The organism is Streptomyces flavofungini (assembly GCF_014650815.1).
GTDB lineage: Bacteria > Actinomycetota > Actinomycetes > Streptomycetales > Streptomycetaceae > Streptomyces > Streptomyces flavofungini.
Map to the genome: position 1 here is coordinate 93,702 of NZ_BMVR01000021.1, position 16,431 is coordinate 110,132.

General features: G+C 72.6%; 11 protein-coding genes and 1 pseudogene. 6 read left to right on the plus strand and 6 right to left on the minus strand.

Features of this window, described 5'->3' with window-relative positions; translation table 11 throughout:
* Positions 1 to 3: 3 nt before the first annotated feature.
* From IE274_RS36235 to IE274_RS36245, 3 genes are all read left to right on the plus strand, one after another.
* Positions 4 to 2,385, plus strand: coding sequence for an excinuclease ABC subunit UvrA (locus tag IE274_RS36235; RefSeq protein ID WP_190120198.1), 2,382 nt, complete (start codon positions 4 to 6; stop codon positions 2,383 to 2,385).
* Positions 2,386 to 2,653: 268 nt separating this feature from the next.
* On the plus strand, positions 2,654 to 2,872 hold the full coding sequence (locus tag IE274_RS36240) for a winged helix-turn-helix transcriptional regulator (protein ID WP_307822189.1): 219 nt from the start codon (positions 2,654 to 2,656) through the stop codon (positions 2,870 to 2,872).
* 122 nt (positions 2,873 to 2,994) lie between these two features.
* Positions 2,995 to 4,011, plus strand: coding sequence for an MBL fold metallo-hydrolase (locus IE274_RS36245; protein ID WP_229910041.1), 1,017 nt, complete (start codon positions 2,995 to 2,997; stop codon positions 4,009 to 4,011).
* 32 nt (positions 4,012 to 4,043) lie between these two features.
* Here the strand turns inward: IE274_RS36245 and IE274_RS36250 are convergent, their stop codons facing one another.
* The 3 genes from IE274_RS36250 to IE274_RS36260 are packed head-to-tail and all read right to left on the minus strand — an operon-like array spanning position 4,044 to position 7,444.
* Positions 4,044 to 4,787, minus strand: a complete 744-nt coding sequence (locus IE274_RS36250; protein WP_190120199.1) for a succinate dehydrogenase/fumarate reductase iron-sulfur subunit — start codon at positions 4,785 to 4,787, stop codon at positions 4,044 to 4,046.
* On the minus strand, positions 4,784 to 6,733 hold the full coding sequence (locus tag IE274_RS36255) for a fumarate reductase/succinate dehydrogenase flavoprotein subunit (protein ID WP_190120200.1): 1,950 nt from the start codon (positions 6,731 to 6,733) through the stop codon (positions 4,784 to 4,786). Before IE274_RS36255 ends, IE274_RS36250 begins: the two co-directional genes overlap by 4 nt.
* A gap of 3 nt (positions 6,734 to 6,736) precedes the next feature.
* Complete coding sequence (locus IE274_RS36260; protein ID WP_190120201.1) at positions 6,737 to 7,444, minus strand: succinate dehydrogenase; 708 nt, start codon at positions 7,442 to 7,444, stop codon at positions 6,737 to 6,739.
* 95 nt (positions 7,445 to 7,539) lie between these two features.
* Between IE274_RS36260 and IE274_RS36265 the strand changes: the two genes are divergently transcribed.
* Positions 7,540 to 8,415, plus strand: a complete 876-nt coding sequence (locus IE274_RS36265) for a LysR family transcriptional regulator (protein ID WP_190120202.1) — start codon at positions 7,540 to 7,542, stop codon at positions 8,413 to 8,415.
* A gap of 162 nt (positions 8,416 to 8,577) precedes the next feature.
* The gene (locus tag IE274_RS36270; protein ID WP_190120203.1) at positions 8,578 to 11,409 is read left to right on the plus strand and encodes a hypothetical protein; all 2,832 of its coding nucleotides are present in this window, start codon (positions 8,578 to 8,580) and stop codon (positions 11,407 to 11,409) included.
* A 235-nt stretch (positions 11,410 to 11,644) separates the two neighbouring features.
* Here the strand turns inward: IE274_RS36270 and IE274_RS36275 are convergent, their stop codons facing one another.
* From IE274_RS36275 to IE274_RS36285, 3 genes are all read right to left on the minus strand, one after another.
* On the minus strand, positions 11,645 to 13,822 hold the full coding sequence (locus IE274_RS36275; protein WP_190120204.1) for a putative bifunctional diguanylate cyclase/phosphodiesterase: 2,178 nt from the start codon (positions 13,820 to 13,822) through the stop codon (positions 11,645 to 11,647).
* Entirely contained in the window at positions 13,819 to 14,631 is an 813-nt protein-coding gene (locus IE274_RS36280) for an SAM-dependent methyltransferase (protein WP_190120205.1), read from the minus strand. The genes IE274_RS36275 and IE274_RS36280 overlap by 4 nt, the downstream gene beginning before the upstream one ends.
* 223 nt (positions 14,632 to 14,854) lie before the next feature.
* Complete coding sequence (locus IE274_RS36285) at positions 14,855 to 15,838, minus strand: SCO0930 family lipoprotein (protein WP_190120206.1); 984 nt, start codon at positions 15,836 to 15,838, stop codon at positions 14,855 to 14,857.
* Between the two features lie 235 nt (positions 15,839 to 16,073).
* On the opposite strand from IE274_RS36285, the pseudogene IE274_RS39850 reads away from it, so the two are divergent.
* Positions 16,074 to 16,431 (plus strand): annotated as a pseudogene (locus tag IE274_RS39850) (hypothetical protein); the annotation flags it as partial.

Here is a 16,431-nt window from a genome sequence, read left to right on the forward strand (position 1 = left end):
CCCATGCACAGCCGCCCGGCCCACGAGCACGACCCCTTCGTACGGGTCCGGGGTGCCCGCGAGCACAATCTGCGCGGGGTCGACGTGGACGTCCCGCGTGACGTGCTCGCCGTCTTCACCGGGGTGTCCGGCTCCGGGAAGTCCTCGCTGGCCTTCGGGACGATCTACGCGGAGGCCCAGCGGCGCTACTTCGAGTCGGTCGCCCCGTACGCGCGCCGTCTGATCCACCAGGTGGGCGCGCCGAAGGTCGGGGAGATCACCGGGCTGCCGCCCGCGGTGTCGCTCCAGCAGCGCCGCGCCGCGCCGACCTCCCGCTCGTCGGTGGGCACGGTCACGACGCTCTCCAACTCGCTGCGAATGCTGTTCTCACGCGCGGGCGACTATCCGGCGGGCGCCGAGCGGCTGGACTCCGACGCGTTCTCGTCGAACACGGCGGCCGGGGCCTGCCCCGAGTGCCACGGCCTGGGCCGGGTCCACCGCACCACCGAGGAGCTGCTGGTCCCCGACCCCTCGCTGTCCGTCCGCGAGGGTGCGATCGCCGCCTGGCCCGGCGCCTGGCAGGGCAAGAACCTGCGGGACGTGCTCGACACCCTCGGCCACGACGTGGACCGGCCGTGGCGGGAGCTGCCGCAGGCCGACCGGGACTGGATCCTGTTCACCGACGAGCAGCCAGTCGTGACCGTGCACCCGGTGCGCGAGGCGGGCCGCATCCAACGCCCCTATCAGGGCACGTACATGAGCGCCCGGCGCTACGTCATGAAGACGTTCTCCGACTCCAAGAGCCAGACGCTGCGCACGAAGGCCGAGCGCTTCCTGGCCAGTGAGCCGTGCCCGGCGTGCGGCGGCAGCAGGCTGCGCCCGGAGGCGCTCGCGGTCACGTTCGCGGGCCGCACCATCGCGGATCTTTCGGCGCTGCCGCTCGCCGAGCTGACCAAGCACCTCGAAGCGGCGGCCGGTTCGGGCGCGGGAGCGGCCGGGGCGGAGACGGCCGAGGTGCTGACCGGCGACCTCCTGGCGCGGATCGGCACCATCACCGAACTGGGCCTCGGCTACCTCTCCCCCGACCGCCCGACCCCCACCCTCTCCTCCGGTGAGCTGCAACGCCTGCGCCTGGCCACGCAGTTGCGCTCCGGCCTGTTCGGCGTCGTGTACGTCCTGGACGAGCCGTCGGCCGGCCTGCACCCCGCCGACACGGAGTCGCTGCTCACCGTCCTGGACCGGCTGAAGGCCGCGGGCAACTCGGTGTTCGTGGTCGAGCACCACCTGGACGTGATGCGGCACGCGGACTGGCTCGTCGACGTGGGCCCGCACGCGGGCGAGCACGGCGGGCAGGTGCTGCACAGCGGCCCGGTGGCGGACCTGGAGGCGGTGGCGGAGTCCGCGACGGCCCGCTTCCTCTTCGACCGGACTCCGATGACGGTACGTCAGGTACGGGAGCCGCACGGCTGGTTGAAGGTGGGGCCGGTGACGCGGCACAACCTGCGGGGCGTGACAGCGGAGTTCCCGCTCGGCGCGTTCACCGCCGTCACGGGGGTCTCGGGCTCGGGCAAGTCCACGCTGATCGGGGCGCTCGCCGAGGATCCGGCGGACCTCGCGGGCGTGGACCGCCTGGTGTGCGTGGACCAGAAGCCGATCGGCCGCACCCCACGCTCCAACCTCGCCACGTACACCGGCCTGTTCGACGTCGTCCGCAAGGTCTTCGCGGAGACGGACGAGGCGCGGGCGCGCGGCTACGGCGTGGGCCGCTTCTCGTTCAACGTGACGGGCGGGCGCTGCGAGACGTGCCAGGGCGAGGGCTTCGTGAGCGTGGAACTGCTGTTCCTGCCCAGCACGTACGCCCCCTGCCCCGACTGCGGCGGCGCCCGCTACAACCCTGAGACCCTGCAGGTCACGCATGCCGGGCTGACCGTCGCGGACGTCCTCGACCTCACCGTCGAGGCCGCCGCCGACTTCTTCGCCGACACCCCCGCCGCACTGCGCAGCCTGCGCACGCTCCTCGACGTCGGCCTCGGCTACCTGCGCCTCGGGCAGCCCGCGACGGAGCTGTCCGGCGGCGAGGCCCAGCGCATCAAGCTGGCCAGCGAGCTGCAGCGGGTGCGGCGCGGCCACACCCTGTACCTCCTGGACGAGCCCACCGCCGGGCTGCACCCGGCGGACGTGGAGGTCCTGGTGGGGCGGCTGCACGAGCTGGTCGACGGCGGCAATTCCGTGGTGGTCGTCGAGCACGACATGGCTGTCGTGGCCGGAGCGGACTGGGTGGTGGATCTCGGGCCGGAGGGCGGCGCCGATGGGGGGCGGGTGGTCGCCACGGGGACACCCGCCGACGCGGCCCGGGCCACCGGGAGCCGGACGGGGCCGTATCTGGCGCGGGCGTTGGGGCGCTAGCCCAGCACCCCGTACCGGCACCGGCACCCGCGCCCGCACCGGGAATCGCGTGGCGATGCCAGTGTTTCGAAATCCGCATCACCAGGGGCCGAGGGCTCCAGGAGCGGGAGGGGCGCGGTGTCCACACCGACACCGGGGCGGCCGGTGCGCGGCTCGGCCACCGGAAGCCCGCACATGGCCGCGCTCGATCTGTTCGGGCGGCGTGGGAGTCTGCGCGTGGTGTGGGAACTGCGCGAAGGCGCCTCGGGGTTCCGTGCCCTGCGCCGACATGTCCTCCAGCGTGCTGCGGCAACGCCTCGTCGAGCTGATCGAGGCACGCCTGGTGCACCAGACGCCCGACGGCCACTACGTCCTCACCGCACTGGGCCGACAAGCCCACACGGCGCTCACCCCTCTCGTGGACTGGTCCGTCACCTGGGCCGCCGAACTGACCGAGCCCTCCGCCGAATCCGGCACCGCCGCCACGGACGCACCGGAGATTCCCTAGGGCCACGGGCCGTAGGCCGCGCCTCGCGAACCCGTCCGGCCTGCGGCGATATCTCAACTCATATCGATCCGCGCCTTCTTCACTCTTGGACATGATGGTGTGTCACCTGCTTCGCTGCCGCCGTGAACACCAACGGGAGATCCATCCGACCCGGCCGCCGGGTCCTGCTGCGCGGCGCCGCCCTCGGCGCGGCCGCGCCCTTGACACCCGCCGCCGCCTCCGCCGACAGCCCGGCACCGGCCGCGCGCTCGGGCGGGGGCAGCTCCGAGGTCACGTACCGGTGGCTCGGCACGTCCGGCTGGCGCGTCGACCTGGGCGCGGCGGGCAAGAGGGCCGGGCGGCACCGGACGGTGCTCGTCGATCCGTACGTCACGCGCTTCCCCACCGGCCTGTTCAGCGGCGCCTTCGACCCCGCCACCCGGCTGCGCACCGACAAGCCGCTGGTCCGCAGGCACGCGGGGACACCGGAGGTCATCTGCGTGACGCACACCCACTGGGACCACCTCAATGACGTGCCCTTCCTGGCGCGGGCCACGGGTGCCCGGGTCATCGGGACCGAGACGACGTACCACGTGCTGCGGTCCTTCGGCGTGGACGCGGCGCAGCTCTGCGTCGTCAAGGGCGGTGAGGTACTCGACTTCGACGGGTACGTGGTGGAGGTCGCGAGTTCGCGGCACAGCCGCAACGCCGCGTACTCCTACTTCGCGCCCGGCACCCTGAACGCGCCGCCCGCGACCGCGCCCCGGACGGTCGCGGACCTGCCGGAGGGCGACACGCTGGCCTTCAAGGTGACGCCGGACGGCGCGCCGTCGGCGCTGTTCATGGGGGCGAGCGACTTCGACGAGCGGTCCTTCGCGGGGCTCGCGCCGGACCTGGCGATGATCGCGGTGGCGTCGGCCGAGTCGACGTACCGCTATGTGCCGCGCCTGCTCGCAGCGCTCGGCCGTCCCGGCGTGGTCGTGCCGGTGCACTGGGACGACTTCGAGCGGCCGCTGAGCGAGCCGCCGCGCGCGGACGGCACGGCGCTGGACGACTTCGTCGCGCGGGTGCGGGCGGCGAGTCCCGCGTCGCGGCTCGTGGTGCCGGACTACGAGACGGCGTACGGGGCGGACCTGCGACCGCGCAGGCCCACCCCCTGACGTACCGTCAGCACGCCGTCCCCGAAGCCGGGTCAGCGCACCTTGCGCGTGGCCCGCAGCCACTCCTTGTTCATGGCCGCGATCGACGGCAGCGGGATGCCCTTCGGGCAGGCCGTCGCGCACTCGCCGGTGAGGGTGCAGCCGCCGAAGCCCTCGGAGTCCATCTGGGCGACCATGTCGAGGACGCGGGTCTCGCGCTCGGGGGCGCCCTGCGGAAGGACGTTGAGGTGGTTGACCTTGGCGGACGTGAAGAGCATCGCCGAGCCGTTGGGGCAGGCCGCGACGCAGGCGCCGCAGCCGATGCACTCGGCGTGCTCGAAGGCGAAGTCCGCGTCCGGCTTCGGCACCGGCGTCGCGTGGGCCTCCGGGGCGGCGCCGGTGGGGGCGCTGACGTAGCCGCCGGACTGGATGATGCGGTCGAAGGCGGAGCGGTCGACTACCAGGTCCTTGATGACCGGGAAGGCGGCCGCCCGCCACGGCTCGATGTCGATGGTGTCGCCGTCCTTGAAGGACCGCATGTGCAACTGGCAGGTGGTGGTGCGCTCGGGGCCGTGCGCGTCGCCGTTGATGACGAGCGAGCAGGCGCCGCAGATGCCCTCGCGGCAGTCGTGGTCGAAGGCGACCGGCTCCTCGCCCTTGACGATGAGCTCTTCGTTGAGGGTGTCGAGCATCTCCAGGAAGGACATGTCCGAGGAGATGTCGTCCACCTCGTACGTGGACATCGCGCCGTCGGCGTCGGGGTTCTGCTGGCGCCAGACGCGCAGGGTGAGCTTCATGCGTAGCTCCGCTGAGTGGGGTGGACGTACTCGAAGACGAGGTCTTCCTTGTGCAGGACGGGGGCGTCGCCGGTCGCGGTGAACTCCCAGGCGGCGGCGTACGAGAACGCCTCGTCGACGCGGGCGGCCTCGCCGTCCGGGGTCTGCGACTCCTCGCGGAAGTGGCCGCCGCAGGACTCGGCGCGGTGCAGCGCGTCGAGACACATCAGCTCGGCCAGTTCCAGGTAGTCGACGATGCGGTTCGCCTTCTCCAGGGACTGGTTGAACTCCTCGCCGGTGCCGGGCACCTTGATGCGGCGCCAGAACTCCTCGCGGATCTGCGGGATGCGCTCCAGGGCCTTGCGCAGCCCCGAGTCGGTGCGGGCCATGCCGCAGAACTCCCACATCAGCTCGCCGAGTTCGCGGTGGAAGGAGTCGGGGGTGCGGTCGCCGTCGACGGCCAGGAGGAGGTTCAGGCGGTCCTCGGTCTCCGCCACCACCTCGCGGACGGCCGGGTGGTCGGCGCCGACCTCGTCCTTGTGCGGGTTCCGCGCGAGGTAGTCGTTGATGGTGGACGGCAGGACGAAGTAGCCGTCGGCGAGGCCCTGCATGAGGGCGGAGGCGCCGAGGCGGTTCGCGCCGTGGTCGGAGAAGTTGGCCTCGCCGATCGCGAACAGGCCCGGGACGGTGGTCTGGAGGTCGTAGTCGACCCACAGGCCGCCCATCGTGTAGTGCACGGCGGGGTAGATCCGCATTGGCACCTCGTAGGGGTTCTCCGCGGTGATCCGCTCGTACATGTCGAAGAGGTTGCCGTACTTCTCCTCGACCTTGGCGCGGCCCATGCGCTGGATGGCGTCGGCGAAGTCCAGGTACACGCCCTGGCCGCCGGGGCCCACTCCCCTGCCCTCGTCGCAGACGTTCTTGGCGGCGCGGGAGGCGATGTCGCGGGGCACGAGGTTGCCGAAGGACGGGTAGACGCGCTCCAGGTAGTAGTCGCGCTCGTCCTCGGGGATCTCGTTCGCCGGGCGGGTGTCGCCCTTGGCCTTGGGCACCCAGATGCGGCCGTCGTTGCGCAGCGACTCGCTCATCAGGGTGAGCTTGGACTGGTGGTCGCCGGTGCGCGGGATGCAGGTGGGGTGGATCTGTGTGAAGCAGGGGTTGGCGAAGTACGCGCCGCGCCGGTGGGCCCGCCACACGGCCGTGGCGTTGGAGTTCATGGCGTTCGTCGACAGGTAGAAGACGTTGCCGTAGCCGCCGGACGCGAGGACGACGGCGTCGGCGAAGTAGGTGTCGATCTTCCCGGTGACGAGGTCGCGGGCGACGATGCCGCGGGCCCGGCCGTCGACGACAATCACGTCCAGCATCTCCGTACGGGAATGCATCTCGACGTTGCCCGCCGCGATCTGCCGCGACAGCGCCTGGTACGCGCCGAGCAGCAGTTGCTGGCCCGTCTGGCCGCGGGCGTAGAAGGTCCGGGAGACCTGGACGCCGCCGAAGGAACGCGTGTCGAGCAGACCGCCGTACTCGCGGGCGAAGGGCACGCCCTGCGCCACGCACTGGTCGATGATCTCGACGGAGATCTGCGCCAGGCGGTGCACGTTGGACTCGCGGGCGCGGAAGTCGCCGCCCTTGACGGTGTCGTAGAACAGCCGGTGCACGGAGTCGCCGTCGTTGCGGTAGTTCTTCGCGGCGTTGATGCCGCCCTGCGCGGCGATGGAGTGGGCGCGGCGCGGCGAGTCCGAGTAGCAGAACTGCACGACGTGGTAGCCCTGTTCGGCGAGCGTGGCGCCCGCGGAGCCGCCCGCGAGGCCGGTGCCGACGACGATCACGGTGTGCTTGCGGCGGTTGGCGGGGTTGACCAGCTTGGCCTCGAAGCGGCGGGTGTCCCAGCGGTCGGCGACGGGCCCTTGCGGCGCCTTGGTGTCGGCGACGGGCGCACCGGTGGTGTATTCGGCGAAGTCGTTCATCGGTCAGCTCACCACTCCGGTCATGACACCGACGGGTACGGAGACGAAGCCCGCGGTCAGCAGCAGCGCGAGGCCATTGGCGCAGGTCTTCAGGAAGCGGTCACGGGCCGCGGTGCCCACGCCGAGGGTCTGGGCGGCACTCCAGAAACCGTGCCGGACATGGAAGCCGAGGGCGACGACGGCCGTGATGTAGATCACGTTGCCGTACCAGGTGGAGAAGGTGTCGATCACGTTCTGGTACGGGTGCAGGTGCTCGTAGCCGCCCGGGTGCACGGTGCCCGTGGTCAGGTCGAGGATGTGCCACACGATGAACAGGGCCAGGATGATCCCGCCCCAGCGCATGGTGCGGGTCGCGTAGCTGGAGCGCGGCTTCTTGTGCACGTACTTGCTCGGGCGCGCCTTGATGTCGCGGCGGCTGAGCTGGTACGCGGACACGGCGTGCGCGACGACGGCGGCGACGAGGCCGACGCGGACGACCCACAGGGTCCACTCCCAGCGCATCACGGGCTCGCCGAGGGTGCGCAGCCAGTGCGCGTAGTGGTTGAAGTCCCCGGGGCCGAAGAAGATCTTCAGGTTCCCGACCATGTGGGCGACCAGGTAGAGCAGCATGATCAGGCCGCTCACCGCCATCACGGTCTTCTTGCCGACGGTGGAGTCCCACACCGTGCGCGGTAGTGACGGCCGTCGGTCCGTCCGCGTTGCCAGAGCCATGCCAGGAACGCTACGGCCGAAGGTCCCGATCAGTCCAAGAGATGGTGGCGCTCATCTCCATAGGCTTGGCCTATCGGTGCCGTATCGTGGCCCGTATGCAGTTCCAGCAGCTCCTGTACTTCGTCGCGGTCGCCGAGACCCGCCACTTCACGCGCGCCGCCGAGCAGGTGCACGTCTCCCAGCCGTCGCTCTCGCAGCAGGTGCGGGCCCTGGAGAAGGAGCTGGGCGCCGAACTGTTCAGCAGGGCGCGCGGGAACATCGCGCTCACCGACGCGGGCGAGGCGCTGCTCCCGCTGGCCCGCCGCATCCTCGCCGACGCCGACACGGCCCGCATCGAGGTGCAGGAGCTGGCGCAGCTCCGCCGGGGCCGGGTGCGGCTCGGGGCGACCCCGAGCGTCTGCACGGGACTGCTTCCGCAGGTCCTGCGCGACTTCCACGACCGGCACCCCGGCATCCAGCTCCTGATCGAGGAGGGCGGCAGCCACGACCTCGTCCGGCAGCTCGCGCGCGGGGCCCTCGACCTGGCCCTGGTGGTGCTGCCGCTGCCGACGCCGTCGCCCGCTCTGACCACGGTGGAGCTGCTGCGCGAGGACCTGGTGGTGGTGTCCTCGCCGGACGCGCCGGGCCTCGGCGCGTCCGCGCGCGTCGCCGACCTCCAGGGCGAGCGCCTCGTGATGTTCCGGCACGGCTACGACCTGCGGGAGCTGACGGTCGCCGCGTGCCGCGCGGAGGGCTTCGAGCCCGAATTCGCGGTCGAGGGGGGCGAGATGGACGCCGTGCTGGGCTTCGTCCGGGCAGGCCTCGGCGTCGCCGTCGTCCCCCGCATGGTCGCGGAGCGCGCGGGCAGTGGCCTGCGCATGACCCCGCTGTCCCGGCCGCGCCTGCGCCGCACCATCGCGCTGGCCCACCGCAGCGACGTGGCGCCGCCGCGAGCGGCGCGGGAGCTGCAACGGATGTTGCTGGCGAGGTAGCCGAGCCTCGGTCCCTCCGCGAGAGGGGCGCCCGCAGGGGCGCGAGCGCGAGTACGCGCCCCCAACCTGCCCTGTGCGCCGGGTATTTCAGGCCACCCGACGGGTCCCCCAAGGTGTGCGCCCGGCTCTAACCTGGCCGTCCGTGAGCGGGAGGGGGCGCCCATGGCAACAGCTGCGGGCGGGGGCACGACGACGGGGCAGAAGGCGGTCGCCGCGCGCCGGACAGCGGCGGTGGTGCTGCTGTGCGCGGTGGTCGTGGGGTGTGCCGTGTGGGCGTCGGACGAGTGGGGCGACACCACTCGTCGCCAGGTGGTCGCGCAGCTGCGCGAACGCGCGCAGCCGCAGCCAGGTGCGACCGCGCCCCCGGGCAACGCCGGCGTGCCCGTGGCAGCGGCGGAATACCTGCCGGGCAAGGGCAGCAGCGGCGAGATCGCCGTCCGCGTCAGCCGGGCGAAGGGGGACGACTGGCAGGTCACCGCGCGCTACCGGCTCCGCCTTCGCGAATCGGACCCGCTCGCCGGACGACTCCGGGCCACACCGAGCCTCTTCAGCCGGGTGTCCGTCCTCATCCCGGGCGGATACGGCACCCTCTTGGCGATGCAGCCCGCCGCCAAAGGCGCCGCCTACCCCGTGCGCTGCACGGTCAGCCAGGCGTCCGCGCGCGGCAATGTGACGGTCACCGCCGCATACAGCGTCACGCTCGCCGATGTCGTGCCCGGCCGTCAGCTCTCCTTCCAGCTCAGCTCCCGGGCCCCCGACAGCAAAGGGCGCCCGGTGCCCAACCCCCCGGGCCCATGGCGCTGGAGCCTGGACGCACCGCCCGGCTGGGGATTCAGCGCCTTCGGCCAGCCCTCCCTCCAGACGGCCCGCACCGTCGAGTTCGCCCTTCCCCAGCCGCGCAAGAAGCAGGCGGTCGTCGGTGCCCAGTTCGTGCGCCCCGCGCCCCCGAAGAAGGACACGAGCCCGCCGGTCTGGCAGGTCCGCCCCGGCAGCAGCCCCGAGGCCCTGCTGTCCCTGCTCGCCCTCGGCGCCGTCACCGGCGGGGCGCTCACGGCCTTCCTCACCGCGCCGGGCGGCTCCGCGGCGAGCCCCCGGCGGACCCGCGCCGCCATCGCGGTCACCGTCACCGCGCTTCTCCTCGCCGTCGGGGCGCTGCTCCTGCACGCCTACTCCGCCAAGTGGCGGGTCCTGTTCTGGCTGTGGGGGTCCGTCAGCTACCCGCACAACGCGCTGATCCCCAACACCCTGCCGCTGGAGTCCCGCACCCAGGGCACGCTCCTCGGCACCGTCCTGTTCGTCCTGCCGGTACTCGCGGTCACCGTCACCCTGCACCTGCGCGCCGGACGCTTCCCGCGCCCCGGGGAGCTGTGCATGCTCGCCGCCCCCGCCGTGGCCCTCGTCCTGATGGCCTGGCTCATGGGCGCCGACGGCTGGACCCGGGCGGTGCTGACCTGTCTGGCCACCGCGTCCCTCGCGGCCGGCGCCGTGTACGCGGCACTGCGGCTCGGCCTGTGCGGGAGCGGCGCGCGCCCCTGGGCCACGCCGCTCGCCGTGGCGGCCTGGACGGCCGTGGCCACCTCCGTCGTCCTGCAGGTCCTGCCCTGGGACTTCCAGTGGTCGCCCACCGACAACGCCTGGACGATCGACGACCGCACCGTCGGCGTCTCCTGGCCCCTGGCCTTCCTGCTGCCCGTGCCCTGGGTGACCGCCCTGCTCCTGCTGACCTGCCCGCTGCTGCCGCCGCTGATCCGGCCCGGCTGGCGGGGCCGCCTCGCCCTGGGCGCGGTCTTCGTCACCGCCCTGCTCCCGTGGTGGACGACCCTGCACAAGCCGCAGCGCCCGCCCACCAGCGACCTCTTCGCCCAACTCGCGGGCCAGTGGCCCGGCGACGACTTCATCTACGGGGTGCGCACCATCGCGCCCGGCGCCCAGATCATGTGGTGCGCGGCCGTGGTCGTGCTCGTCGCGCACCTCTACGCCACCGGCACCGAGCCGCGCCGCCTCGGCCCCGGCGCCCGCCGCGACTGCGTCACCCTGCTCCTGTTCGCCGCGGCCTCGACCGTGATCGGCGCCCCGGACAGCTGGCTGCCCTACTGGACCACCGCCGCCGCGCTGTTCATGGCCTGGGCGGGCGCCCATCTGATACTGCCGCCCGCCCGCGCGGAGCACGCGAAGAGGTTGCACCGCCTGACCGGCGCCGCGCACGCCCGGCTGCTCAACTCCCTGGCCCGCGCCCTGCTGTTCGCCGAGGGCCGCCACCGCTTCCTGACGTCGTCCCGCGGCACCCTCGCCGACACGTCCCTGCCCGCCGACGACTGGGAGGACAAGTGGCAGAGCCTGCGCAGACCCACCGCGGGGGACGCGGCGGACGAGACCGCGCGGCTCAAGGGAGTCGCGCTCGGCGGCTCCGGGGGCCGCACCGCCTGGAACAACGGCCTGACCGCGGCGGCCGCCACCGCGCTGCTCACCCTGCCGTGGACGGCGTGGACAGCATGGCAGGCCCAGGGCTACAGCGGGGTGCCGGAGGCGGTGACCGTCGCGGGCGCGCCGACCTGCGTGTGGCTCGCGCACGGCTTCGTGTACGGATACCTGTATCCGTGGCTGCGGGGCAACACCCCCGTGGGCAAGGCGGGTTGGCTGTGGCTGGTGATGTCCTCGGTGCAGGTGCTGCTGCTCGTGCCGCGGCTGCGGGTGCCGCAGGGGCCGGTCGCGCTCTCGGTGTTCCTGCTGCTCGCGCAGAGCACCGTCCTCGCCCTCGCGCTCGCCCTGTACTGGGAGATACGCCTGGTGCGCCGCGCGGACCTGCTGTGGGGCCACATCCGCAACTTCCGCCGTCTGTCGTCGCTCGCCACGCCGCTGAGCGCCGTCCTGGTCGCGACCATGGCGGCCGTGGCCACCGTGCTCGCGACCACCTGGGCGAACAACGTCACGTCCCCCGTCGAGAACCCCAGCCCGTCACCATCGGCGACATCGTCGGCACCCGAACATCCGTGACAGCGGGAAGGCCCCGAAGGGGCGGGGCTGCGCCCACAACCCACGCGTCACCCGCGACGGCGGGCAACCTCCGAAGGGGCGCGGGGAACTGCGCGCACAACCACAGACCGCCCGCAGCCGCGCTCACAGGACCAAGCGGCAGCCCCCAGCGCCAGGGCCACGCAACGTCAGCGCCGGGGCGGAGCCGCCCCCGGCACCGGGGAAACGCCCCACACCCCCAAGGCGCCCCGCCGGCTCAGGTGGCGTCCGCGAGCGCCAGCTCGTGCAGCCGGTCCGGCGGGCCCGGCCGGGCGTAGTACCAGCCCTGGGCCGTGTCGCAGCCCAGTTCGCGCAGCTGGTCGGCCTGGGCGCCGGTCTCGACGCCCTCGACCGTGACGGCCAGGTCCAGGCTGTGCGCGAGGGACACGATGCCCTCGATGATCTTCAGGTCGACGGGGTCGGCGGGGAAGTGCTGCATGCCCTGCGTGAAGGCGCGGTCGAGCTTGAGGACGCTGACGGGCAGGCGGCGCAGGTTCGCGAGGTTGGAGTAGCCGGTGCCGAAGTCGTCCAGCGCGATGTCCACGCCCATCTCGGCGAGCCTGCGCAGCGGCTTGAGCAGGTCGTCGTCGGCGCCGATCAGCGCGGACTCGGTGACCTCCAGGCACAGCGAGCCGGGCGCGAGGCCCGCGCGCTCCAGGATCTCGACGGTGTCGGAGACCAGGCCGGGGTGGGTGAGCTGGCACGGCGACAGGTTCACGTTGACGCGCAGCGGACCCGCGGCCGGATCGGCCCCGGCCCCCGCCTCCCAGGCGCGCGCCTGGCGTACCGACTGCTCCAGGACCCAGCGTCCGAGCGGCACGATGAGACCGGTGTGCTCGGCGAGCGGAATGAAGCGGTCCGGGCTGATGACGCCGTGCTGCGGGTGCAGCCACCGCACCAGCGCCTCGGCGCCGCGCACGCTGCCGTCGCCGAGGTGCACGAGCGGCTGGTACTCGATGAAGAACTCGCCGCGCTCCAGGGCCACCGGCAGGGCCGTGGTCAGGCCGTGCCGGGTGATGGCGCGGGCGTCGGCCTCCGGGTCGGCCAGCTCGTAGCGGTTGCCGCCCGCGTGCTTGGCGCGGTACATCGTGATGTCGGCGCTGCGCAGCACCTCGGCCGCGCCGCGCTCGGCGGCGGGTCCCTCGACGATGCCGATGGAGCCGCGCACCGTCAGTTCGCGCCCCTCCACGCGGATGGGGGTGGCGAGCGCGTGCATGATACGCCCGGCCAGCTCGTCGACCTCGTGCTCGGTGTCCGGGCCGGTGGTCAGCGCGACGAACTCGTCGCCGCCGAGCCGCGCCACCATCTCGCCGGGCGCGGTCGCGCAGGACTGCAGGCGGTCGGCGACCTCGACCAGGAGGCGGTCGCCCGCCGCGTGCCCGAGGCTGTCGTTGACGGTCTTGAAGCCGTCGAGGTCCAGGTAGCAGAGCCCGAACCGGGCGCCCTCGCCCGCCGACAGGGCCTTCTCCAGGCGCTCGAAGAACAGCGTCCGGTTGGGCAGTCCGGTGAGCGCGTCGTGCGTGGCCTCGTAGCGCAGGCGCAGGTTGAGCAGGCGGCGCTCGGTGGTGTCCTCCATCAGCGCGAGCTGGTACTGCGGCACGCCGTCGGCGTCGCGCAGCAGGGACACCGTCAGATTGGTCCACAGGACGGTGCCGTCGGGGCGGTAGAAGGCCTTCTCGACGCGGTAGTGCTCGCGGTCGCCGCGCACCAGCTCCTCGTAGAGGCGCCATACGTGCGGCGAGTCGTCGGGGTGCGTCCACTCGGCCACGTTGCGCCCGCGCAGCTGGTGCTCCAGGCCGCCGAACATGCGGATCAGGGCGTCGTTGACCTCCAGGACGGTGCCGCGGAGGTCGGCGATGCCGATGCCGATGGCGGCGCCGTGGAAGACCGCGCGGAACCGCGCCTCGCTGGCGTGCAGGGCCTCGGCGACGGTGCCGCGCGCGTCGAGGGCCGCCCGGGATATGGCCTCCTGCTCGGTGCGGGTGCGCTCGCGCAGCGCCCGGGCGAACCCGGCGGCGACGGCGTGCTGGATCCGGGAGCAGCGCGCCCGCAGCTCCTCGCGCCCACCGGCACCGGCTTCCGCCGCGGCTGTCCCGTCGGCGGCGGAGGCGCCGCAGTACAGCACCAGATAGGCGTCCACGACGTCGAGCGTGCGGCTGAGCGCCTCCGGCTCGGTGCAGTGCGTCGCGACCAGGGCCGCGCCCACGGCCTCGCTGTCGGCGGCGCGGAACACCCGCTCGCCCAGGGCCGCCCGCAACTGCTGGGCGAGCGGCGTCAATTGGCTTTCGAACTCGGGGCGGGTGAGCGAGGTGGCGGTCACCGGGAACAGCGCGCGGCTCCAGATCGTGGCGAACCTGCGCAGTCTGTCCTCCGGCCCGTCCTGGTCCGCGCTCAACGCTTGCGCCCCACGCCGGCGAACCCGGAGAAGGACCAGGGGTCCTCCTCCGCGAGCTCCGTGTCGGCCCGCCAGTGCGGCATCGGCACGAGGCCGGGTTCCACCATGTCGTATCCCTCGAAGAACCGCGCGATCTCTGCACGCGATCGCATGATCAATGGATTGCGGATGTCCTTGTACACGCCGACGGTCCCGTCGGCCTGCTCCTGCGGGACCGGTATCCCTTCGTACGAGGCGTGCGTCACGGCGATCAGGCTGCCGGGCGGCAGCGCGTCCCGCAGCTCGGCGACCGCCGCGTAGGGATCGTACGCGTCCTCGACGAAGTGGAGTATGGCCACCAGCAAAAGCGCCACCGGCCGCTCGAGGTCCAACTGGGCCGCGACCTCGGAACTGCCCAGGATTTCGCGGGGTTTCCGCAGATCCGCGTAGGCCGCCGCGGCCTGGTCATTGCCTTCGAGTACCGCACGCCCGTGCGCCACGGCGACCGGGTCGTGGTCGACGTACACGACGCGTGCGGCGCTGTCGGCCCGCTGCGCGACCTCGTGCACATTGCCGAACGTGGGGATCCCTGAGCCGATGTCGAGGAACTGCGAGACGCCCTCGTCGACACAGAAACGCACTGCTCGGCGCATGAAGGCACGATTCGCCTGCATGATCTTGGGGAGCCCCGGCATGAACTCCATCGCCCTGCGGGCGGCCTCCCGGTCCACCTCGAAGTTGTGCGAGCCGCCCAGATAGTGGTCGTACATCCGGGCCACGCTCGGCATCGTGATGTCGATGCCCGGCGGGGCCCAGTCGGGACGCTCCATCAACACTCCAAGGCTTAGGCGTAGTCAAGGCGAGCCGGTGTTCGAAGGTGAGGCTACTGATCGTCAGCCAACGGAGCGAGTCAAAACGGAAATTGGCCGTCCGTTCTCGGTCACTGCCGTTGGCAAGTGCCGCACACAGCCCAAAGAACCGGTCCATTCCTTCCCTTTGGTACGGAAGGAACGGACCGGTCGGCGCGGGGGGCGGCTGCCGCTGCGGGATTGGCTACTTCGTGGCGCCCACCGCCTTGCCGGTGGGGGCGGCGGCGTACCAGGTGCCGCCGACGCCCTGACCGTTGGTGTCGCCGGGCTTCTTGTCACCGGCGAAGGTGTACAGCGGCCAGCAGTCGATCGTCTGCTGCTTGAGGCCGTCCGGACGGTTGAAGGTGACGAATCCCTTCTTCAGGATGCCCTTGGTGTCGTTCTTCGCCACCGGCTTGACCACGGGCCACTTCTCCAGGCAGGGGCCGGTGCAGGCGGACTTCATGGGCCAGGCGGAGTCCTTGGTGAAGCGGTAGACGGTCATGCCGTTCTTGTCGACGACGATCTCGCCGAGCTTCGGGTCGTTGCGGGTGGAGAGTCCGGCCAGGTCGGCGGGTTGGGCGGCGTCGCCGCCGGTGTCCGCGCCCGAGTCGGCGGCGGGCGCGGCCTTCTTCCCGTCGGGCGCGGCGGCGTACCAGGTGCCGCCCACGCCCTGGCCCTTGGCGTCGCCGGGCTTGGCGTCCTTGGCGAACCGGTACATCGGCCAGCCGTCGATGGTGAGCTGCTTGGTGCCGTCGGACCGGGTGACCTCGCCGAGCAGGGACTTGTCGACGCCGGGGGCGGCCTCGGCGCCCTTGGCGGCCACCACGGGCCAGGCCTTCTCGCAGGCGCCGTCGCAGGTGGACTTGGGGGGCTGTGCGGTGTCCTTGTCGAAGCGGTAGAGCGTGAAGCCCGCGCTGTCGGTGACGACCTTGCCGAGTTTCTTGCTGTCCCACACGGCCAGCTGCCCGGCGGACTTCGCCTTGCCCGCGCCGCTGCCGGAGTCCGAGCCGTAGTCACCGCCCGAGCCGTAGCCGTCGCCCGCGCCCGCCCCGTCCTTGACCGGGGCCTCGTTGCCCACGTTCTGGCCCTTGGGGGTCTGCTCCCCCTTCTCCTGACCGCACGCCGTCGTCAGCGCCAGCATGGCCGCAGCTGTCGCTACGAGCGAGGCGCTCCGCCAGGTCTTCATTGTGAACTCCCGTGATCTGCTTGGCTGTTGCGACGCCTGCTGCGTCACCCATGGCCCTAGGTACGGGTGGGACCGGGCGCAGCGTTCAACGCGGCCTCAAAAATCTTTCCGGCGGTACGGAAACGGGTGCGGCGCCGCCCTCGCGCGACCGGGGGCGCGCGAACCCGCGTACGGCCGCTCCCACGTTCGGACGATTGGCCGCCCGCTCGCGCCCGCGCGAGGGGGCGCGCGGGCCATGATCTCCATCGTGCCCGGATCCTCCAGGGGCCGTACGGCCCCCGTCACGCGCGCCCTCGCGACCCTCACTCTGGCCTGGCTCCTCGGCGCACCGGCGGGTGCCGCGGCGGCGCCCGCCGACGCGTGCGCGTCCGCGTCGACCGGCCCGGGCGGGACCGCGACGGCCATCGCGGGCAGCGGCTCGTGGTGCACGCCGCCGCCCACACTCCCGCCGAAGCCGAAACCCACCACGAAACCCCCCAAGCCGACGCATCCCCCCAAACCCACGCCCACCCCCAAGCCGACACCCCCGAAGCCGACCCCCTCACCCACCCCGACCCCGCCCCCCGCACCCACGCCGCCACCCGAGCCGTCAC